Source organism: Streptomyces sp. NPDC004561 (assembly GCF_053602155.1).
On the sequence record NZ_JBSGDB010000127.1, the window covers coordinates 1 to 20,380 of the forward strand.

The following is a 20,380-nucleotide window of genomic DNA, read 5'->3' on the forward strand; positions in this document are numbered from 1 at the left end:
GTTCCGGGACCGGCGGAGCTGACCGCCCCGCCGCGGCCGCCCCGCCGGACCGGCTCCCGTGCGGGCCGACGGACCCCGGGCGGGTACGCCGCCGACAGCGCGCTCCCCCGGGGCCCGTCCTCGAGCACCTGGCGCATGCTCGTCTCCCGGGGCTTCACACCCCGTACTTCTCCCGCAGCTCGATCTTGCGCACCTTTCCGGACACGGTCATCGGGAAGGAGTCGAGGATCCGCAGCCTGCTGGGGATCTTGTAGTGGGCGAGCCGGCCCTCGCAGAAGGCGCGCAGCTCCTCCAGGCTGAGCGGGTCGGCCGCGTCGCGCGGGATCACGCAGGCGAGGACCTCCTCGCCGTACCTCTCGTCCGGCACGCCGACGACCTGGACGTCCCTGATCCCCGGGTGGGCGTAGAGGAACTCCTCGATCTCTCGCGGGTAGATGTTCTCGCCGCCCCGGATGATCATGTCCTTGATCCGGCCGACGATCTCCACGTAGCCGTCCTCGCGCATCACCGCGAGGTCCCCGGTGTGCATCCAGCGGCCCGCGTCGACGGCCTCGGCGGTCTTCTCGGGCTCGTTCCAGTAGCCGAGCATCACGCTGTAGCCGCGGGTGCACAACTCGCCCGCGCTGCCCCGGGCCTGGGTGACTCCGGTGGCGGGGTCGACGACCTTGACCTCCAGATGGGGCAGGACGCGGCCGACGGTGGCGGTGCGGTGCTCCAGGTCGTCGTCGGTCCGTGTCTGCAGCGACACGGGCGACGTCTCCGTCATGCCGTAGCAGATGGCGACCTCGGCCATGTGCATCTCGGCGACCACCCGTTTCATCACCTCCACCGGGCAGGGGGAGCCCGCCATGATGCCGGTGCGCAGCGACGAGAGGTCGTACGTCGCGAAGCCGGGGTGGTTCAGCTCCGCGATGAACATGGTCGGGACGCCGTACAGGGACGTGCAGCGCTCCCGCTGCACCGCCTCCAGGGTCGCCGTGGGGTCGAAGGACGGGGCCGGGATCACCATGCAGGCGCCGTGCGAAGTGGCCGCGAGGTTGCCCATCACCATGCCGAAGCAGTGGTAGAAGGGCACCGGGATGCAGATCCTGTCCTGCTCGCTGTAGGCGACCAGCTCCCCCACGAAGTAACCGTTGTTGAGGATGTTGTGATGGGAGAGGGTGGCGCCCTTCGGGAAGCCGGTGGTGCCCGAGGTGTACTGGATGTTGATGGGGTCGTCGCAGGACAACTCCGCTTCCCGGGCCCGCAGTTCGTCCAGCAGGCCGTCCGAACCGCGGCCGCCGAACGCCTCCCAGCCCGGATCCCCGATGTACACGACCTCCCGCAGCCCCGGGCATCTGCCGCGCACCTCCTCGACCATCGCGCGGTAGTCGCTGGTCTTGTGGCTGAGGGAGGCGAACAGCAGCGAGATGCCCGCCTGGTTGAGGACGAACTCCACCTCGTGCGTGCGGTAGGCCGGGTTGATGTTGACCATGATCGCGCCGACCCGGGCGGTGGCGTACTGCACCAGCACCCACTCGGCGCAGTTGACCGCCCAGATGCCCACCCGGTCGCCCTTGGCGACGCCGCTCGCGAGCAGGGCGCAGGCCAACCGGTCGACGTCGGCGGCGAACCGGGCGTAGGTCCAGCGCCGTCCGGACGGCACGTCCACCAGCGCCTCCCGGTCGGGCCAGGCGGCCACGGCCCGGTCGAGGTCGGCGCCGATGGTGTCGCCGAGCAGGGCGGTGGCGCCCGTCCCGTGGGCGTACGACAGCTGGGAGCTCACCGGAAGTCCTCCTCGCGGTACTCGTTCTGAGAGCCCTCGGCCGTGGCCTCGCGCAGCTCGATCCGGCGGATCTTGCCCGAGACGGTCTTGGGCAGCGCGCCGAACTCCAGCCGGCGGATGCGCTTGTAGGGGGCGAGCACCTGGCGGGAGTGCTCGAAGATGACCTTCGCGGTGTCGGGGCCGGGCTCGAAGCCCTCGGCGAGGACGACGTACGCCTTGGGCACGGCGAGCCGCAGCTCGTCAGGGGCGGGCACCACGGCCGCCTCGGCCACCGCCTCGTGCTCCAGCAGCGCGCTCTCCAGCTCGAACGGGCTGATCTTGTAGTCGGAGGCCTTGAAGACGTCGTCGGCGCGGCCGACGTACGTCAGATAGCCGTCCTCGTCTCGGGAGGCGATGTCCCCGGTGCGGTAGTAGCCGCCCGCCATGGCCTCCGCCGTGCGGTCCGGGTCGCCGTGGTAGCCGGTCATCAGGCCGACCGGCCGCTCGGCGAGGTCGAGGGCGATCTCGCCCTCGGTGACGCCGGGCGCGCCGGAGACGGGGTCGAGGAGCTCCACACGGTAGCCGGGGCTGGGGCGGCCCATGGAGCCGGTCTTCAGCGCCTGGCCGGGGCTGTTGGAGACCTGGACGGCGGTCTCGGTCTGCCCGAAGCCGTCCCGGATGGTGACGTTCCAGGCCCGCCGGACCTGTTCGATGACCTCGGGGTTGAGCGGCTCGCCCGCGGCCACCACCTCTCGGGGCCGGGTGCGCAGCTGGCCGAGGTCGGCCTGGATGAGCATGCGCCATACGGTCGGCGGGGCGCAGAAGGTGGTCACGCCCGCCCGGTCCATCTCGGCCATCAGCCGGGCCGCGTCGAACCGTGTGTAGTTGTAGATGAAGACGGTCGCCTCGGCGTTCCACGGCGCGAACAGATTGGACCAGGCGTGCTTGGCCCAGCCCGGCGAGGAGATGTTCAGGTGCACGTCGCCGGGTTTCAGGCCGATCCAGTACATGGTGGCCAGGTGGCCGACGGGATACGAGGTGTGGGTGTGCTCGACGAGCTTGGGGCGGGCGGTGGTGCCCGAGGTGAAGTAGAGCATCAGCGGGTCGTCGGCCAGGGTCGGGCCGTCGGGCACGAAGTCGGCCGGGGCCACGTACGCGTCCTCGTACGGCTCCCAGCCCTCCTCCGGCAGGCCGCCGACGGAGATGCGGGTGTAGGCGCCGGGCACGTCGGCGAACTTGGCGGTGTCCTCGGCCCGTACGATCACGTGCTTCACCCGGCCCCGCTCCACGCGGTCGCGCAGGTCGGCCGGGCCGAGCAGCGGGGTGGCCGGGATGACGACCGCGCGCAGCTTCATCGCGGCCAGCGCGGTCTCCCACAGCTCGGCCTGGTTGCCGAGCATGACGAGGATGCGGTCCTCGGCGGCGACGCCCCGGTCGCGCAGCCAGTGTGCTACCCGGTTCGAGCGTTCGGACATCTCGGCGAAGGACAGCCGGGTCTCGCCGCCGTCCTCCTCCACGATGTGCAGCGCGGTCCGGTCGTTTCCGGCGGCGACCGCGTCGAACCAGTCCAGTGCCCAGTTGAAGTGCTCCGGCCGCGGCCAGGCGAAGCCCTCGTAGGCGGTGGCGTAGTCCTCGCGGTGTGCGAGCAGGAAGTCCCGCGCGTTCCTGAAGACGTCGGTCGCCGTCGTCATCTGTGTCCTCCCATGTTCCGGACCATTGCCGGGCGGCTCTCTGGCATCGTCTAATCCGTGATGCAGGTCTCACTACCCCCGAAAGGGGGTGTGGTTCGCACACGAACGGGGGTGTGGTCCGCAGATCAGCCGCACGAAGGAGCGATGAGGTGGCAGCAGAGGCCGTGGCGACGGGGGAGATCCGTGGTGCGCTGGTCCGGCTGAGGCGCGCGACCGGGCTCCCGGTCGCGTTCGGCGGGCTCGTCGACTCCGGCCGGCCGCAGATCCGCATCAGCGAGCTGAGCGGCACCACCACGGCCGCCCTGCGCTCGCTCGCGGTGACCTCCGGAAACGGGCTCGGCGGCAAGGCGGTGGCGCTGGCCCGGCCGTGCGCGGTCACGGACTACTCCAGCTCCCGGCAGATCAGCCACGAGTACGACGCGCCGGTGGCCGCGGAGGGCATCCGCTCGGTGCTCGCGGTGCCGGTGGTGGTGCGGCGCCGGGTGCGCGGGGTGCTGTACGGCGCGCTGCGCTCGGCCCAGCCGCTCGGCGACCGCGCGCTCGGCGCGGCGGTGGCGGTGGCGCGGGACATGGAGCAGGCGCTCGTGGTGCGGGACGAGGCGCGGGGGCTGCTGGCCGCGGTCCGGCCGGAGCCCGCCGGCGGCGAGGGGGCCGCGGCCTGGGAGCAGGTGCGCGAGGCGCACGCGGCGCTGCGGGCGCTCGCGCCCCGGATCGCCGACCCCGGGCTGCGGGCGGACCTGCTCGCCGCGTGCGGGCTGCTGACGGCGGCGCGGCCGGCCGGGGTCGCGAGCCTGGCGCCGCGCGAGCTGGACGTGCTGTGCTGGGTGGCGGCGGGGGCGACCAACGCGGCGGTGGCCGAGCGGCTGGGGCTGCGCCCGGAGACGGTCAAGGGCTATCTGCGTTCAGCGATGCGGAAGCTGGGCACGCACACACGAGGGGAGGCGGTGACGGTGGCCCGCAGGGCGGGGCTGCTGCCGTAGCTCCGGCACGGTGAGGAAACCTGCCCATTCATGGGTGGACACCTTGAATTTCCCTATGCTTGACCGTTTGTTATTTCCCTCACCATGGCTTCCGTCCGAATTTCAAGGATCGTTGCCTAGAATTTGGCCCGGACACGACACACGAGGGGAGCGGTGACCGTGCGACGGGACTTCCAGGAGCCTGCCAGGTGCCGCCCCGACCTGGTCATCGGCCGCGGAACTGGCGTACCGGCGGAGCCGGGGCCCGGCGAGGGCGTCCTGGGCCTGGTCGAGGGCGGCGGTGAGCGCGGCCCGCCGGGCGGTGGCGTGCTCGCCGCCCACGGCGTCCAGCAGCGTGGCGATCGCGTCGTACACGTCGGCGACCGCCTCCCGTTCGCCGTCGAACCGGAAGTCCCCGGCGAGGGAACCGGGCGTGGGCAGGGCGAGCCGCAGCAGAAGCAGCCAGCCTGCTCCGGCGAGGAAGGCGAGCGCCCGCTGCCGGCCGTCCTCGGCCGCGGGCATGCCGGCGCCGACGGCCGCCATGACGAGCAGTTGTGTTCCCGCGGCGGAGGCGACGGGCCCGACGGCACTGACGCCCCCGGCGACCAGCCCGAGCACGGTGAGGACCAGGGTCAGCGGTACGGCGGCGAGCAGCTGACCCGCGTACGAACCGGTCGCCAGCCCGAGCGCCCCGGCCAGCGCGGGCACGCCGAGCCGCCGGACGGAGGCACGCCGGCTGCCGGGCCGGTCGTTGATGCCGGCGAGCATCGCGGCGATGGCGGCGAGCACGCCGTCGGCGAGGCGGCCGGTGAGCGCACCGGCCAGCAGCAGCGGCCCGGCGGACAGCGCACCGCGGGTCACCGCGCTCCCGGGCACGGGTCCGCGCTGGGTGCGAAGGGCATGGGCGAGCCAGGGGGGTGCGGCGGGCCGGGTCACGGGGCTCCTGTTCGTACGAGGGCGGTGCCTTCGGACGACGGCGGCCGGGCTGGGTTCCCAAGGTAGTGCGGGTTCCCCGGACGAACGGGACGATCACGTTTCGGGGAGGTGAAAGATGCCAAAAACAGCGGGTTTCTTTATGAACGCAATGCTCCGGAGTACGAACGCGATGCCCCGGCGTTCCGCATTCCCCCGAGTTCAGGTCCGCATCGTCCCGCCGACGATCTCCTCGGCCCGGACGACGGCACCGGCGAGGGTGTCGGGATCGGCGCCCAGCGCGCCCACTACCGCGTCGATCTCTCGCAGTCCGGCCCGCTCCAGCAGCCGCTTCTCGTTCGTCACCCACTCTCCGTGGGCCGCGAGGACCGCGTGGGCGGCCTGGGCGGCGGCCGTGGCGATGGCTCCGGCGGTCTCCGTGAGCCGGCCCTGGGGCGCGTGGTTCGCCCTGGCGTAGGCGAGGGTGGCGCGGGCGGTGCCGTGCCAGCGTTCGGCGGCGGTGCGGCGCAGCTTCTCCGGGTAGCCGGCCGGGCGGGGCAGCTCGCCGCGCAGCACCCGGTTGACGGCGAGCTCGGCCACGACCAGGTAGGTGGGGATGCCGGCGAGATGGAACAGCAGCGGCTCCACCCGGAACCGCCCCTGCTCCGCCTCCGCCAGCTCGTGCTCGACCACGTCCAGGTCGCGGTAGTGCACGTCGACCCGGTGTCCGTCGACGGTCAGCCAGGCGCCGCCGTTGAAGACGCCGCCGCCCCAGCCGCCGACGTCGGACACCTCGCCCGGCCAGCCGACGGCGCGCAGCTCGTCCGGGTCGAAGGGGCCGCGGTAGTAGACGGCCAGGTCCCAGTCGCTGTCGGGGCGGTGGGTGCCCTGGGCGCGGGAGCCGCCGAGGGCGACCGCCCGGACGGTGGGGAGCGCGGCCAGCCGGTCGGCGGTGGCCGAGAGGAAGACCGCGTCGGAGGACTGCGGCATGCGTTCAGCCTGCCGCAGTCGCCCCGGGGTCCGCGCGCGAAATTCGGGTGCGTTCGCGGGTGTGAGGGCCGATCATCGGGAAGTTGCCCGCTGACCGTCGTAGGAGCAGCTCCGTGATCCAGCGCGTCACCGTTCCCACCCTGTTCCCGCCGCCCACCTATGCCCACGCCTCCGTGGTCGAGGCGGGCACGAAGCTCGCGTTCCTGGCGGGGGCCGTGCCGCTCGACGAGAAGGGGGAGATCGTCGGCCCGGGGGACCCCGTGCGGCAGGCCGAGCGGGTGATCGCCAACCTCCGCGAGCAACTGCGCGCCGTCGGCAGCGACTTGGGGCATGTCCTGGTGACGGAGGTGTACGTCGTGAGCGGCGAGCCCTCGGTGCTGTCCGCGGTGTGGGAGGTCGTCGAGGCCTCCGGGCTGAGCGCGGGCCCGCACTCCTCCACGCTGCTCGGCGTCGCCTGTCTGGGGTACACGGGGCAGCTGGTGGAGATCACGGCGACGGCCGTGGTGCCGGAGGAGGGAGAACAGCGATGACCAGGATCGTCCTCAGGCCGGCGGTGAAGGCCGACGCCCGCGCCGCCGCCGACGTGTGGCTGCGGTCCTTCGCCGCCGCGCTGCCCACGGTGGTCCGGCCGCGCACCGACGACGACGTGCGGGAGTACTTCCGGGACGTCGTCGTGCCGCTGCGCGAGACCTGGGTGGCGGAGGCGAACGGGGACCGGATCGTCGGCGTGATGGTGCTCAACGGGGATCTGCTGTCGCAGCTGTACCTGGACCCCGAGTGGCGGGGCCGGGGCATCGGGGACCGCTTCGTCATGCTGGCCAAGGAGCGCAGTCCGAACGGGCTCACCCTGTGGACGTTCCAGGTCAACAAGCCCGCCCATCGCTTCTACGAACGCCACGGGTTCACCGCCGAGGAACACACGGACGGCAGCGGCAACGAGGAGCGGGAGCCGGACGTGCGCTACGTCTGGCGGCCGTGACCGCGCCCCCTCACCGCGGCGGGCGCCCCCACCTCCTCGCCTTCGCCAGCGGCTTCCCGTAGCTGCCCGCCCGGCTCGTCGTCAGGCCCAGGTCCACCAGGGACTCGGCGAGCTTCACGGCCGCCGCGACGCCGTCGACCACGGGGAGCCCGAGCTTGTCCGCGACCACACGCTGCAGACCGGTCATCCCGGCGCAGCCCAGCACCAGGACCTCGGCGCCGGCCTCGCGGGCCTGTTCGGCCGCGGCCAGGAACGCGGACTCCGTGCGGGCCGGATCGTCGGCCAGGTCGAGGACACCGAGGCCGGTGCCGACGACGGCGGCGCAGTTGCGGGCCACCCCGGCGGTCTCCAGGCTGTCCTCGATCTGGCCGCGGGAGCGGTCCAGGGTGGTGACGACGCCGTAGCGGCGGCCGAGGAGGCAGGCGAGGTGCGCCGCGGCCTCGGTGATGTCGACGACGGGCACGTCGGCCAGTTCCCGCGCGCCCTCCCGCCCGTGCTCACCGAAGCCGGCCAGGACGACGGCGTCGTACGGCGGGCCGTCGTAGGTGCGCAGCGCGTCGAGGACGGCCGCGGCCGAGAGGTAGCTGTCGAGCCAGCCCTCGGCCGACTCGGGGCCCCACGCGGGGGTCAGACCGGTCACGGTGGTGCCCGGGCCTGCGGCGGCCCGGGCACCTCGGACGATCTCCTCGGTCATCCCCTGCGTGGTGTTGCAGTTGGTGACGATGATCCGCACGTCCGTCAGACCTCCTCCGCCGTGCGCTCCCGGCGGGACAGCGCCGCGTACAGCCCGGCGGCGAGTGCCGTGCCGATGAACCAGGAGTACGGCGCCACGTCGCCGAAGCTCTTCACGAGCGCCAGCACGGCGGCGACCGCGGCGGAGGGCAGGAACGCGCACAGCGCCCTGGGGTTGACGCCCTTGCGGTAGTGGTACGGGCTGCCGGGCCGGGCGTCGAAGAGCGCGTCGACGTCGACCTTGCCGCGCCTGACCCAGTAGTAGTCGACCATGATCACGCCGAACAGCGGGCCCAGGAAGGCGCCGAGGCCGCCGAGGAAGTAGTTGACGACGGTCGGGTTGGAGAAGAGGTTCCAGGGGGTGACGACCAGGGCGGCGACCGTGCTGATCATGCCGCCGACCCTGAAGGTGATCTTCTGGGGCCAGACGTTGGCGAGGTCGTACGCCGGTGAGACGAAGTTGGCGACGATGTTGACGCCCATGGTGGCCACCGCGAACGTCAGCGCGGCGATGACCAGCACCCAGGTGTTGCCGACCTTGGCGACCAGCTCCGCCGGGTCGGTGATGGCCTGCCCGAACACCTTCAGCGAGCCCGCCGTGACGATCACCGAGACGACGACGAAGGCGGTGGAGTTGATGGGCAGGCCCCAGAAGTTGCCGCGCCGGACGGTCTTGTAGCCGGGGGCGAAGCGGGAGAAGTCGCAGAAGTTGAGCATCAGTGTGCCGTAGGTGGCCAGGATGAGCCCGATCGCGCCGAACCACTGGCGCCACTGCTCACCCGTGGACACCGGGTGCGGGGTGGAGGTGAGCGAGATGCTCCAGTGCGCCTTGGCGAGGACCCAGACCGCGAGCGCGATCATCACCAGCCAGATCGCCGGGCCGCAGAAGTCCTGGAACTTCCGCACGGACTCCATGCCCTGACTGATGATCAGCGCCTGGATCATCCAGAGGGAGACGAAGGAGATCCAGCCGAGCGCGTCCAGGCCGAGGAAGGAGTGGTGCGTCAGGGACTCCAGTCCGGGCCAGGCCGCCAGCAGCATCACATTGACGGCCACGGAGGCCAGATAGGTCTGGATGCCGTACCACACGATGGCGATCACGGCCCGGATCAGCGCGGGGATGTTGGCGCCCCAGACGCCGAAGCTGATGCGGCTGACGACCGGGAAGGGCACGCCGTGCCGCTGGCCGATCCTGCCCATCCGGTTCATGCCCGCGTAGATGAGCACGAAGCCGACGAGCAGGGACGTGAAGACCTGCCAGACGTTCATGCCGAGGACCAGCAGGCCGGCGGCGAAGGTGTAGTTGCCGAGGTTGTGGACGTCGGACATCCACATGGCGAACAGGTCGAAGACCTTCCAGTTCCGCTGCTGCGCGGGGGCGAGGTCGTCGTTGGTGAGGCGGGGGTCGGGGACGTGCGCGGGGGCGCCGGTGGCTTCGGCGCGGTCGGCGAGGGACACGGGGCCTCCCTGGACGAGGGGACGGAGGACGGCGGCCGTTTGGTATACCAAACTGCTCCACGGTCCCGCCGTCAAGCGTTCGGACCGATGTCCCGCTCGTTACTTCTCCGTAAAAGCACCGCGGAGTCGGCGAAGATGACCCCATGACCCCCACGGAAGGCCCGACGACCCGTACGGCGGCGACGCCCGAACCCCTGGGCGCGGTACGCGAACGCGTGCTGGCCACCCTGCGGCAGGACATCATCGCCGGGCGTCTCGGTCCGGGCGACCGGCTCGTCGAACGGGAGCTGGCCGACCGGTTCGGTGTCTCGCGGGTGCCCGTGCGCGAGGCGATCCGCGCCCTGGTCGCCGAGGGCTTCGTCCACTTCGAGTCGGCGCGCCGCACGGTCGTCCGCCGTCTGACCCCGGCCGACGTCACGGAACTCTTCGAGCTGCGCGAGGCCCTGGAGGTCTACGCGGCGGGGCTGGCGGCGTCACGGGCGACCCCCGAGGCGCTGGCCGAACTGCGGGACCTGCTCGACCAGGCGGCCGAGGCGACGAAGGAGGGCGACGCCGAGGCGATCACGGACATCAACACCCGCTTTCACGACCGCATCCTCGCCATGGCCGGCAACAGCCTGCTGATCTCCGTCATGGAACCGGTCGACGGCCGGCTGCGCTGGCTCACCCGGCAGAACGAGGAGTGGCCCCAACTCCTCACCGAACACCGCGACCTGTACGAGGCCATCGCCTCCGGCGACCCGGACCGCGCCCGCGTCCACACCCTCGGCCACGTGCGCGCCAACTACCGCTCGACGGTACGGCACCTGTTCGGCGAGAACGGCGGCTGAGGGAGCCCCGCCGCGGGCTCGCCTCGGCCGATCACGCCGACGGCACCCGCCCCACCCGGCCGCGGCCCGCCGGAGCGGGTCCGCTGAGCCGATCTACGGCAGCCCCGCCGCCTCCGCCGCCGTGCGCAGGACCTCGCGGAGCATCTCGGCGGTGAGCCGGCCGGTGAAGGTGTTGCGCTGGCTGACGTGGAAACAGCCGAAGAGGTCGAGACCGTCGAGCGCGACCCGGGTGCCGTGGCCGAAGGCGGGCCGGGGACGGGGCACGGTCCAGCCGGCCTCGGCGAACGCGGGCAGTGCGGCCTGCCAGCCGAACGCGCCGAGGACGACCGCGGCCCTCAGGGTCGGACGCAGCAGCTTCAGCTCCTGCACCAGCCAGGGACGGCATGTGTCGCGCTCCCCCGGCGTCGGCTTGTTGGCGGGCGGGGCGCAGTGCACCGGCGAGGTGACCCGGACGCCGTACAGCTCCAGGCCGTCGTCGGCACTGACGGAGGTGGGCTGCGAGGCGAGCCCCACGTCGTACAGCGCCTGGTACAGCACGTCTCCGGAACGGTCGCCGGTGAACATACGACCGGTGCGGTTGCCGCCGTGCGCGGCCGGCGCCAGCCCGATGATCACCAGCTTGGCGTCGGCCGGACCGAAGCCGGGCACCGGCCGCCCCCAGTACGTCCAGTCCGCGAACGCCGCCCGCTTGGTCCGGGCCACCTCCTCGCGCCACTCGACCAGCCGGGGGCAGGCCCGGCAGCCGGCGACGCGCCGATCGAGCCGCGCGAGCGCGCTGCTGTCGTCCATACGGCCAACGGTATGCCCGGGCGGCTCGGGCGAACGCGGTGGGGAGGGCGGGGTGGGCGAGAGGGTGGACGGAGCGGGGCCAGGCGGCACCTCCCCCTGCCGCTGTGACGGTGCTGGTCGCGCCCCCGCTCCATGCGGCCGACGACCGCGGTCCGCCCCGGAAAATCACGTCCGGCTCGGCCGTTCCGGCGGGTTAAGGTCGGGACATGGCTTCCGAGGATGCGGACGAGAACGTGAACCGTGGGACCGACGAGCCGGGCGGCACGAACCCCGCCCAGGGTTCCGAGGACTCCGGCACCTCCGCCGGCCAACCGATCGACCCCAAGATCGCCGCCGCGGTGGCCGCCGCCGAGGCCGCAGGGCCCGCCAATGGTGAGACCGTCCGTATCGACAGCTGGATCTGGGCCGTACGGCTGATCAAGACGCGTTCCCTGGGCGCCGCCGCCTGTCGTGGTGGACATGTGCATGTGAACGGTGAGCGGGTGAAGCCGGCCTACTCGGTCCGTATCGGCGACGAGGTGCGTCTGCGGCACGAAGGCCGGGAGCGGGTCGTGATCGTCAAGCGGCTCATCCGCAAGCGGGTCGGTGCGCCCGTGGCCGCCCAGTGCTACATCGACAACTCCCCTCCTCCCCCGCCCCGCGAGGCCATCGCCCCCGCCGGCCTCCGCGACCGGGGCACCGGCCGCCCCACCAAGCGCGACCGCCGCGAACTGGAACGCCTCCGCGGCCTGATGAGCCCGGGCAGTCCCGGCACCCCCGACGGCCCTGGCAGCCCCGGCGGCCCCGGCGGACGCCCCAGGGGGCGGTGAGGAGCGCCGCGGAGGGGGCGGGCGGTCTTGGGCGGCAGTGGCGCACGCCGTGCGGAACGGTGACGGGCCACGCCGTGCGCCGGAGTGCCGGCGTGTACGCAGGAGTGGGGGCGCCGTAGGTGCGAATGAGGCGCGCCCGCCCGCACGGACATGCCGGCTCCGCTGCCTTCCCGGACCACGTCGTGCCGCCCGTCAGGCCCCCGCGCCCGACCGGCGGCACCGGCGCTCGTACGGAGAGGCACCGGCATCCACCCGGGGGTTCGCCCGGAGGGAGACGCACCCCGCCCGCCCGGAGGGTCATCCGCGCCGCACCAGGCCGAGCAGCTCCTTGTTGTGGGCGCGACGGGTCCAGGCGATCAGGAGCAGGGGGACGATCAGGATCAGCGGGGTCGCCGCGTTCTGGCCGTGGAAGACGGTGAGCTGGACGATGAAGGCCCCCACCATGAGCGCGCTGAGGGCGATCGCCGCCAGGGACTGCAGCACCGGGATCAACAGCGCGACGGCGCCCGCGAGTTCGAGCGCGCCGATGGTGTACATCGCCCCGCTGCCCCAGCCGATCTTGTCGAAGGACTCGACGGCCGACGGGTGCGCGATGAGCTTGGGCAGTGCGCTCGCGATGCCGTAGAACAGGGCGAGCAGCACCTGCACGGAGCGCAGGGCGACCCGGGCGAACCGCGCCCGGCCGGTGCCCGAGCCGGCCGAGGCCGCGGCGGTGGTGGTGCTGACGGGAGCGATGCTCTCGGACATGAGGATCTCCTGGTGAAGCGATAGCGGTGCCGGTTGCTTTCACCGAGTAAGACCGACCACGGGCCGAGAACTCATCGCTCCACGCGGGCAGTTCCTAGGCCGTCGGCACGGCCCGCACCCATGTCCCGTCCCGTGTCAGATAGGCGTCCACCTCCAGTCCCGCCTCCGCGAGTGCCGACTCGAACTGTTCCTTCGTCAGGGGCCGGGCCAGGAAGGTGTGCGTCCAGTGGGCGTCCGGGAACTCGTACTCGGCGCGGACCGAGTTCACCCCGTCTCCGGCGGGCTCCACCGAGACGATCCGCACGGTGAAGCCGCTCGGATCGGTCCGCTCCCTGGGCACGTTCGTGTGGTAGTCCTCGCCCTCCCGCTGGATGAGGACACAGCCGTCCTCGGCGACATGTCTGGCGCAGGTGCGCAGCAGGCCCCGGCGCACCTCCTCGTCCCCGGCGTGCACGAGGAACGACGCGAGCATCACCACGTCGAACGTCTCGCCGCCCAGGTCCAGGGTCTCGATGGGGCCGCATATCGTGCGCGCCCCGCGGACGCGGGCCAGCATCTCGGCGGACTCGTCCACAGCCGTGACCGTGAAACCGCGCTCCAGCAGGGGGTGGGTCATCCGGCCCACTCCGCTGCCCAGTTCCAGGATGTGTGCCCTGGCGGGTACCGCCGCGGCGATGATGTCCGGCTCGTCCCCCACGGGCAGCCGCTCGTACACCTCGACCGCGCAGCCGTCCGGGGTGATCGCGCCGGGTCCCGTGCCCTCGTATCCCTCACGCATTTCGACCGTCATGCCTGGACAACGGACCGTCCCCGCACCGCCGTTCCCGTTCGACCCTTGTTCACTCGTTCGAGTCATTCGGCCCGGAACGGGAACTCTCCGCGGCCCAGGGCAGCGGGAACCAGCCGTGCCCGACGAACCAGTGACCGCCCGCCCGCAGATGGTCCCCGACCGCCCGCTCCACCGTGGTGCGGCGCGGCAGCTCCGCCACCGGCAGGTCCGGGTCCCCGAAGACGAACCGGACGGGCTCGGTGTCGGCCGGCTCGGTGTCCTCCCGGGCGACGCGGAACCGGTCCTGGAAGCGGAGGATGTTGGAGTCGGCGGGCAGGTACCGCCTCAACTGCGGGTCGAGCAGCCAGGAATGGCACAGCGCGGCCGACGGGCGCTCCTCGGGGAAGTGCAGGGCGAAGAAGTCCTGGGCCAGCGCCAGGGAGCGGTCGCAGGCTGACGGGGTCAGCGGGCCGTTGAAGTCGGGTATGTGCAGGTTGAGACAGGGGGTGCCGGGCGCCACGCCGAGTCCGGCCGCCGCGATCACCGCCGACGTGCGCTGCCCGTGCCGTGCCCGCTCGAACTGCAGCCGCCCCAGCTGGTACAGCTCACCGCGGAAGTGGTGGACGAGCCAGCCCGGCGCTTCGAGTCCGGCCGTGCCGCGCCGTCTGCGGTGCGTGGCCATGTTCCGGCCCAGGTCGGCCAGGGTGCGCCGGGACACCTCGGCCGGGATGCCACGCTCCCGGTGGCGGGCGAGGGTGGTCGGCAGCGCGGCGAGGAAGACGTACACGGCGAACGTGCCGTCCAGCTCGGCCGGAGCGGCCGCGAGCAGATCGGCGAGGACGCGGTCGCGGCCGGTGTCCGCCGGGTCCCGGAACAGTTCCTCGACGCACTCCTCGAGGAGCCCCCGCACGCCCGGGTCACCGGTGACGTGGCGCCGTCGTGCGACCAGTTCGTTGACGTCCTCGTGCGGCACGGCCAGGTCGAGGAGCAGGTCGGGCAGGTCGTCGGCGTCGGGCAGCAACGGTTCCCCCTCGGGCTCGCGTCCGGCGGACATCGTTGATGTGCGTCGTCATCGAAGAGTACGTTGCAAGGAGGAGTGGTGATCCGATGCGTACGGGCAGTGAACCGGCGACCGCGCGCAGTGCACTGCGGGCGCGGTTGTGGCTGAGTGTGTGGGGACTGGTCTGGGCGACCTTCGGCACGGCGGCCTTCGCGCTGGTCGGGCGCCCTGGCTGGGCGGCGGCCTGCGGGGTGCTGTGGCTGGTGGTCACAGTCGACATGGCCATGATCGTCAGACACATCCGTCAGGGACCGCACTACCAGCCGGGCCGTGACGTTCCGCCGTACCACCCGGCGGACGGCGGGCCGCCGTACCCCGGGCCGCCGCGGCACCGGCATCCCTGACCGGCGCGGACGGACGGCGCCGGGCGGCCGTCAGTCGTCGAAGTGCGCCGCCTTCAGGTACTGCGGGTTGGGGTCGAGCGCGGCCGCCAGCCGGAAGTGGCGTTTGGCCTGGTCGGGGCGGCCCTGGCGTTCATAGGTGCGGGCCAGCGCGAAGTGCGCGAACGCGTTGTCCGGCTCCCGCTCCAGCACGATGGTGAACTCCAGCTCGGCGGGACGCAGTTGTGCGGCGGCGAAGAAGGCACGCGCGCGGAGCAGGCGGGCCGCGGTGTTCTCGGGATGCGCGGCGATGACTCCGTCGAGCAGCTTCACCGCGCCCCGCGGGTCCCGCGCGTTGAGCAGCTGCTCGGCGGCACGGAAGTCGATGACATGCGTCTCCGGTGTACGTCCGGTGGAACCGCTGGTCTCGGGCACGGCAAAGTCCTTCCCTCGCTGCGGCCGTTCAACGCCCTGGCAGGGACCGCTATTCCGCGGCGGCCGTCCCGCGCGCCCGGCGCACCAGCTCGTCCCAGACCTCGTCGACGCGCTTTCTCAGCGCGTCCAGGGGTACGTCGTTGTCGATCAGGATGTCCGCGATCTCGCGGCGCTGCTCACGCGTGGCCTGCGCGGCCATCCGCGCGCGTGCGTCCTCCTCGGTCATCCCGCGCAGCCGTACCATCCGGTCGAGCTGGGTCTCCGGGCCCGCGTCCACGACGACCACGAGGTCGTAGAGCGGCGCCAGGCCGTTCTCGGTGAGCAGGGGCACGTCGTGGATCACCACGGAGTCGTCGGCCGCCGCGTCCTCCAGTTCGCGGGAGCGGGCGCCGACCAGGGGGTGCACGATCGAGTTGAGGACGGCGAGCTTCTCGGGGTCGGCGAAGACGATGGAACCGAGCCGGGGCCGGTCCAGACCGCCGTCGGCGGCGAGCACGTCCTCGCCGAAGGCGTCGACCACGGCCGCGAGGCCCGGCGTGCCGGGCGCGACGACCTCGCGCGCGATGCGGTCCGCGTCGATCAGCACGGCGCCGTGCTCCACGAGCAGCCGCGACACCTCGCTCTTGCCGGCGCCGATCCCACCGGTCAGCCCTACTTTCAGCATGAGCGGAAGCTTAGGCCCTGCCACCGACAACGCGACGGCCGGAGGCCGGTTGCCCTCTTCCCGGAGCCGACGGCGGTCGGTCGCCTCCCTCTCGGGACCCGCGAAACCGGACAGCGGTCAGTCCTGGCCCCCCCCTTGCGCCGGCCAAAGCGGCAGCGGTCGACAGCCGCCCTCATGACACCGACGAACCCGCGGCGGCCGGCCGTCACCGACACGACACCCGGGAACCGGCAGCAGCGGCAGCGCTCAGTTGTCGCCTTCCCGTTCTGCCAGGAATCGCTCGAACTCGCGACCGATCTCGTCGGCCGACGGGATCTCCACCGGCTCGGCGAGCATGTTGCCGCGGGTCTCGGCGCCCGCCGCCGCGTCGTACTGGTGCTCTAGGCCCTGGACGAGGGCGGTCAGTTCCTCGTCGCCCTCCTGGATCTGCCGGTCGATCTCGGTCTGCGTGCGGTGCGCGTCCGTGCGCAGGGAGTGCGCCACGCCGGGCAGCACCAGGCCGGTGGCGGCCGTGACGGCCTCCAGGACGGTCAGGGCGGCGTCCGGGTACGGCGAACGGGCGATGTAGTGCGGGACGTGCGCGGCGACGCCCAGGACGTCGTGCCCGGCCTCCATGAGGCGGTACTCCACCAGCGACTCCGCGCTGCCGGGCACCTGGGCCTCCTCGAAGGGGCTGCGGTGTCCGGGGACGAGGTCGGTGCGGTTGCCGTGCGGCGTGAGGCCCACGGGCCGGGTGTGCGGGACGCCCATGGGGATGCCGTGGAAGTTCACGGACAGGCGGACCCCGAGCCGCTCCACGATCTGCCGTACCGCCGCCGCGAACCGCTCCCACTCCACGTCCGGCTCGGGCCCGGACAGCAGCAGGAAGGGGGCGCCGGTGGCGTCCTGGACCAGGCGGACCTCGATGGCCGGGACCTCGTACTCGGTCCAGTGGTCCCGCTTGAAGGTGAGCAGGGGGCGGCGCGCCCGGTAGTCCACGAGCCGGTCGTGGTCGAAGCGTGCCACGACCTGGTGGGGCAGTGAGTCGAGCAGCCGGTCGACGATCTGGTCGCCGGTCTCGCCCGCGTCGATGTATCCGTCGAAGTGGTAGAGCATGACAAGGCCGGCCGACTCCTGGGCGAGCGCCATGTCGACCACGGCCAGGCCCTTCGGCTCCCATGCGTACAAACCCTGCGGATCAAGCACTGTGACCGCTCCTCCTCGTGTCCGACATCCACAACACGCCCTGGAACGCGGTCATTCCCGCGACACGCCGTTGATCAGCGGTGCCGGCGGCGGTACGGCAGTTCCGCAGGGCGCGGGGAACTGATCGGTCGGCCACGGACGGCCCGTGGTGGACACGACGGCAGGCACCCCCGGACACGCCTGAGGGGCCGCACCTCGGAAGGTACGGCCCCTCAGGACCAGCTATCGGCTAAGCCTCAGCGGCAGCGATCAGCTCTGGCCACCGGCCAGCTTCTCGCGCAGCGCGGCCAGCGCCTCGTCCGAGGCCAGCGCGCCGGAGGTGTCCGCACCCTCGGAGGAGTACGAACCGCCGGTCGCGGCCGGAGCGGCGGCCTCGCCACCCTCGGCGGCAGCCGCAGCGTCCGCCTCGCGGGACTTGATGACCTGCTGCTGGTGCTGCTCGAAGCGGGACTGCGCCTCGGCGTACTGGCGCTCCCACTCCTCGCGCTGCTTCTCGTAGCCCTCGAGCCAGTCGTTGGTCTCGGGGTCGAAGCCCTCGGGGTAGATGTAGTTGCCCTGGTCGTCGTAGGACGCGGCCATGCCGTACAGGGTCGGGTCGAACTCGACCGAGGCCGGGTCGGCACCGAAGGACTCGTTGGCCTGCTTCAGCGAGAGGCTGATGCGGCGGCGCTCGAGGTCGATGTCGATGACCTTGACGAAGATCTCGTCGTTGACCTGGACGACCTGCTCCGGGATCTCCACGTGGCGCTCGGCCAGCTCGGAGATGTGGACCAGACCCTCGATGCCCTCGTCCACGCGGACGAACGCACCGAACGGAACCAGCTTCGTGACCTTGCCGGGCACGACCTGGCCGATCTGGTGGGTGCGGGCGAACTGCTGCCACGGGTCTTCCTGGGTCGCCTTCAGCGACAGGGAGACGCGCTCGCGGTCCATGTCCACGTCGAGAACCTCGACGGTGACCTCCTGGCCGACCTCGACGACCTCGGACGGGTGGTCGATGTGCTTCCAGGACAGCTCGGAGACGTGGACCAGGCCGTCGACGCCACCCAGGTCCACGAAGGCACCGAAGTTGACGATCGAGGAGACGACACCGGAACGGACCTGACCCTTCTGCAGGGTCGTGAGGAACGTCTGGCGGACCTCGGACTGGGTCTGCTCGAGCCAGGCACGGCGGGACAGGACCACGTTGTTGCGGTTCTTGTCCAGCTCGATGATCTTGGCCTCGAGCTCCTTGCCGACGTACGGCTGGAGGTCGCGGACGCGGCGCATCTCGACCAGGGAGGCCGGGAGGAAGCCACGGAGGCCGATGTCGAGGATGAGACCACCCTTGACGACCTCGATGACGGTACCGGTGACGATGCCGTCCTCTTCCTTGATCTTCTCGATGGTGCCCCAGGCACGCTCGTACTGGGCGCGCTTCTTCGAGAGGATCAGGCGGCCTTCCTTGTCCTCCTTCTGGAGGACGAGGGCCTCGATCTCGTCACCGACGGCGACGACCTCGTTCGGGTCGACGTCGTGCTTGATCGAGAGCTCGCGGCTCGGGATGACACCTTCGGTCTTGTAACCGATGTCGAGCAGGACCTCGTCCCGGTCGACCTTCACGATGACGCCGTCGACGATGTCGCCGTCGTTGAAGTACTTGATCGTCTCGTCGATCGCGGCGAGGAAGGCTTCCTCGTTACCGATGTCGTTGACCGCAACCTGCGGGGTGGTGGCGGTGGTCTCGGTGCTGCTCGTCATGTGGGAAAGGGCTCCGGTACGGACATTGAAGTCGTAGGTACTGCTTACGCCGGGAGCCCGTTTCGCTCTGATGAAGCCGGACAGCCAAGGAAGCGCCACTTTGAGCACCGGGTGCCCGGTGGCGCCTCGACAACCGAGGGGACATACAACAGATGCGAGCGCAGCCTGCTACGTCTGAGGTGCGCAGGCCCGCAGCGCAACTTGTAGCATACGGGGGCAGCCGGGCAGGGTCAATGCGCGAAGGCGCACACCGGGGGCGGATCGCCGCATTTCCGGCAGAAGAAACGTCTCGCGAGGCCGCGCAGGCCTTCGAGACCCCTTCCGTGACACGCCTTCGCCCGGCAGGTTGGACGGAAGAGTACGACGAGGGAGCCGATCATCCAAGAGCCGGAACCGCTCGACCCTTCGGGGGACGAGCCCGAAGCCACCCGCCGTGACGCCGGGGTCGCGGAGAGCAGCCGGGCCAACCGTGGCTGGTGGGACCGCAACGCGGACGAGTACCAGGTGGACCACGGAACGTTCCTCGGCGACGACCGCTTCGTGTGGGGTCCGGAGGGCCTGGACGAGGTGGAGGCCGAGCTGCTCGGCCCGCCGGAGGACCTGAAGGGCAAGGAGGTCCTGGAGATCGGCGCGGGGGCGGCGCAGTGCTCGCGCTGGCTGACCGCCCAGGGCGCCCGCCCGGTCGCCCTGGACCTCTCGCACCGCCAGCTGCAGCACGCGCTGCGGATCGGCGGATCGTTTCCCCTGATCTGTGCCGACGCCGGCGCGCTGCCCTTCGCGGACGGCTCCTTCGACCTCGCGTGCTCGGCCTACGGCGCGCTGCCGTTCGTCGCGGACCCGCGGCTGGTGCTGCGCGAGGTGCGGCGGGTGCTGCGGCCGGGCGGCCGGTTCGTCTTCTCGGTGACGCACCCGATCCGCTGGGCGTTCCCGGACGAGCCGGGCCCCGAGGGTCTCTCGGTGGCCGCCTCCTACTTCGACCGCACGCCCTACGTGGAGCAGGACGAGGAGGGCCGGGCGGTCTACGTGGAGCACCACAGGACGCTCGGCGACCGCGTGCGTGACATCGCGGCCTCGGGCTTCCGGCTGGTGGACCTGGTGGAGCCGGAGTGGCCCGCCTGGAACACCTCGGAGTGGGGCGGCTGGTCCCCGCTGCGCGGGAACCTGATCCCGGGGACGGCCATCTTCGTGTGCGAGCGGGACTGACCCCGTAAAGCACGCCCACGCGCGCGAGGGCCGCGTTTTCGCCCCGCGCGCCCGCGCGGGGGCCCTTTTTCTCCGTCGCACGGGGCTGCCGACGGTTCCTGGCGACGCGCCGCCAGGAGATATCCGGGTCACGCTCCGCATCCGCGCGCATGGGGGGCCGTCCTCTCCGTAGTACGACACTGGGGGCGTGATCCGTTACGACGCCCTGGACGCGCTCCCCGTGCGCTCCGCCCTGCCCGCCCTGTCCGACGCTCTGGACGCCGGGGGCACCGCCGTCCTGGTGGCGCCGCCCGGCACCGGCAAGACGACGCTGGTGCCGCTGGTGCTGGCGGGGCTGGTCTGACCCGCCGACGGCACCTGGTTC

The 20,380-nt window shown here is 71.9% G+C and carries 21 protein-coding genes and 1 pseudogene; 8 read left to right on the forward strand and 14 right to left on the reverse strand.

Going from position 1 to position 20,380, the window contains the following annotated elements:
• Positions 1–154: 154 nt before the first annotated feature.
• Together ACWEN3_RS18625 and ACWEN3_RS18630 are read right to left on the reverse strand one after the other, a co-directional pair.
• The gene (locus tag ACWEN3_RS18625) at positions 155–1,765 is read right to left on the reverse strand and encodes an AMP-binding protein (RefSeq protein WP_452971878.1); all 1,611 of its coding nucleotides are present in this window, start codon (positions 1,763–1,765) and stop codon (positions 155–157) included.
• The gene (locus tag ACWEN3_RS18630; RefSeq protein ID WP_452971880.1) at positions 1,762–3,435 is read right to left on the reverse strand and encodes an AMP-binding protein; all 1,674 of its coding nucleotides are present in this window, start codon (positions 3,433–3,435) and stop codon (positions 1,762–1,764) included. Before ACWEN3_RS18630 ends, ACWEN3_RS18625 begins: the two co-directional genes overlap by 4 nt.
• 149 nt (positions 3,436–3,584) lie before the next feature.
• Between ACWEN3_RS18630 and ACWEN3_RS18635 the strand changes: the two genes are divergently transcribed.
• Positions 3,585–4,415 (forward strand): response regulator transcription factor, encoded by an 831-nt coding sequence (locus tag ACWEN3_RS18635; protein WP_452971884.1) that lies wholly within the window; start codon positions 3,585–3,587, stop codon positions 4,413–4,415.
• Positions 4,416–4,607: 192 nt separating this feature from the next.
• Here the strand turns inward: ACWEN3_RS18635 and ACWEN3_RS18640 are convergent.
• Both ACWEN3_RS18640 and ACWEN3_RS18645 read right to left on the reverse strand, forming a co-directional pair.
• Positions 4,608–5,330, reverse strand: a pseudogene (locus tag ACWEN3_RS18640) (FUSC family protein); the annotation flags it as partial.
• A gap of 198 nt (positions 5,331–5,528) precedes the next feature.
• A complete protein-coding gene (locus tag ACWEN3_RS18645; RefSeq protein ID WP_452971886.1) occupies positions 5,529–6,296 on the reverse strand; it encodes a nucleotidyltransferase domain-containing protein in 768 nt (255 codons plus the stop codon).
• Positions 6,297–6,409: 113 nt separating this feature from the next.
• Between ACWEN3_RS18645 and ACWEN3_RS18650 the strand changes: the two genes are divergently transcribed.
• Entirely contained in the window at positions 6,410–6,826 is a 417-nt protein-coding gene (locus ACWEN3_RS18650) for a RidA family protein (RefSeq protein WP_452971889.1), read from the forward strand.
• Positions 6,823–7,275, forward strand: a complete 453-nt coding sequence (locus tag ACWEN3_RS18655) for a GNAT family N-acetyltransferase (RefSeq protein WP_452971892.1) — start codon at positions 6,823–6,825, stop codon at positions 7,273–7,275. The genes ACWEN3_RS18650 and ACWEN3_RS18655 overlap by 4 nt, the downstream gene beginning before the upstream one ends.
• Before the next feature lie 10 nt (positions 7,276–7,285).
• On the opposite strand, the gene ACWEN3_RS18660 is transcribed toward ACWEN3_RS18655, so the two are convergent.
• Positions 7,286–8,008, reverse strand: coding sequence for an aspartate/glutamate racemase family protein (locus ACWEN3_RS18660; protein WP_452971895.1), 723 nt, complete (start codon positions 8,006–8,008; stop codon positions 7,286–7,288).
• A gap of 5 nt (positions 8,009–8,013) precedes the next feature.
• The gene (locus tag ACWEN3_RS18665; RefSeq protein WP_452971898.1) at positions 8,014–9,465 is read right to left on the reverse strand and encodes an NCS1 family nucleobase:cation symporter-1; all 1,452 of its coding nucleotides are present in this window, start codon (positions 9,463–9,465) and stop codon (positions 8,014–8,016) included.
• A 143-nt stretch (positions 9,466–9,608) separates the two neighbouring features.
• On the opposite strand from ACWEN3_RS18665, the gene ACWEN3_RS18670 reads away from it, so the two are divergent.
• The gene (locus ACWEN3_RS18670; protein WP_452971901.1) at positions 9,609–10,295 is read left to right on the forward strand and encodes a GntR family transcriptional regulator; all 687 of its coding nucleotides are present in this window, start codon (positions 9,609–9,611) and stop codon (positions 10,293–10,295) included.
• Between the two features lie 93 nt (positions 10,296–10,388).
• Here the strand turns inward: ACWEN3_RS18670 and ACWEN3_RS18675 are convergent, their stop codons facing one another.
• The gene (locus tag ACWEN3_RS18675; protein WP_452971902.1) at positions 10,389–11,084 is read right to left on the reverse strand and encodes a uracil-DNA glycosylase; all 696 of its coding nucleotides are present in this window, start codon (positions 11,082–11,084) and stop codon (positions 10,389–10,391) included.
• Positions 11,085–11,290: 206 nt separating this feature from the next.
• On the opposite strand from ACWEN3_RS18675, the gene ACWEN3_RS18680 reads away from it, so the two are divergent.
• Entirely contained in the window at positions 11,291–11,893 is a 603-nt protein-coding gene (locus ACWEN3_RS18680) for an RNA-binding S4 domain-containing protein (RefSeq protein WP_452971905.1), read from the forward strand.
• Positions 11,894–12,190: 297 nt separating this feature from the next.
• Here the strand turns inward: ACWEN3_RS18680 and ACWEN3_RS18685 are convergent, their stop codons facing one another.
• The 3 genes from ACWEN3_RS18685 to ACWEN3_RS18695 form a co-directional block, all read right to left on the reverse strand.
• Positions 12,191–12,640, reverse strand: coding sequence for a DoxX family protein (locus tag ACWEN3_RS18685; RefSeq protein WP_452971907.1), 450 nt, complete (start codon positions 12,638–12,640; stop codon positions 12,191–12,193).
• Positions 12,641–12,734: 94 nt separating this feature from the next.
• A complete protein-coding gene (locus ACWEN3_RS18690; protein ID WP_452971920.1) occupies positions 12,735–13,418 on the reverse strand; it encodes a class I SAM-dependent methyltransferase in 684 nt (227 codons plus the stop codon).
• Positions 13,419–13,479: 61 nt separating this feature from the next.
• Positions 13,480–14,430, reverse strand: a complete 951-nt coding sequence (locus tag ACWEN3_RS18695) for an acyltransferase domain-containing protein (protein WP_452971922.1) — start codon at positions 14,428–14,430, stop codon at positions 13,480–13,482.
• A gap of 86 nt (positions 14,431–14,516) precedes the next feature.
• Here ACWEN3_RS18695 and ACWEN3_RS18700 point away from each other — a divergent pair, with 86 nt between their 5' ends.
• Positions 14,517–14,813, forward strand: coding sequence for a DUF6343 family protein (locus tag ACWEN3_RS18700; protein WP_452971909.1), 297 nt, complete (start codon positions 14,517–14,519; stop codon positions 14,811–14,813).
• Between the two features lie 30 nt (positions 14,814–14,843).
• Here the strand turns inward: ACWEN3_RS18700 and ACWEN3_RS18705 are convergent, their stop codons facing one another.
• From ACWEN3_RS18705 to rpsA, 4 genes are all read right to left on the reverse strand, one after another.
• A complete protein-coding gene (locus ACWEN3_RS18705; RefSeq protein WP_452971911.1) occupies positions 14,844–15,224 on the reverse strand; it encodes a tetratricopeptide repeat protein in 381 nt (126 codons plus the stop codon).
• 49 nt (positions 15,225–15,273) lie between these two features.
• Positions 15,274–15,888 (reverse strand): dephospho-CoA kinase, encoded by a 615-nt coding sequence (gene coaE, locus ACWEN3_RS18710; RefSeq protein WP_452971914.1) that lies wholly within the window; start codon positions 15,886–15,888, stop codon positions 15,274–15,276.
• Positions 15,889–16,134: 246 nt separating this feature from the next.
• Entirely contained in the window at positions 16,135–17,073 is a 939-nt protein-coding gene (locus ACWEN3_RS18715) for a PAC2 family protein (protein ID WP_452971917.1), read from the reverse strand.
• 249 nt (positions 17,074–17,322) lie between these two features.
• Complete coding sequence (gene rpsA, locus ACWEN3_RS18720) at positions 17,323–18,813, reverse strand: 30S ribosomal protein S1 (RefSeq protein ID WP_097255253.1); 1,491 nt, start codon at positions 18,811–18,813, stop codon at positions 17,323–17,325.
• 375 nt (positions 18,814–19,188) lie between these two features.
• Here rpsA and ACWEN3_RS18725 point away from each other — a divergent pair, with 375 nt between their 5' ends.
• Together ACWEN3_RS18725 and ACWEN3_RS18730 are read left to right on the forward strand one after the other, a co-directional pair.
• Entirely contained in the window at positions 19,189–20,016 is an 828-nt protein-coding gene (locus ACWEN3_RS18725; protein WP_452971925.1) for a class I SAM-dependent methyltransferase, read from the forward strand.
• Positions 20,017–20,203: 187 nt separating this feature from the next.
• Positions 20,204–20,359, forward strand: coding sequence for a hypothetical protein (locus ACWEN3_RS18730; RefSeq protein ID WP_452971927.1), 156 nt, complete (start codon positions 20,204–20,206; stop codon positions 20,357–20,359).
• The last annotated feature ends 21 nt before the right edge of the window (positions 20,360–20,380 follow it).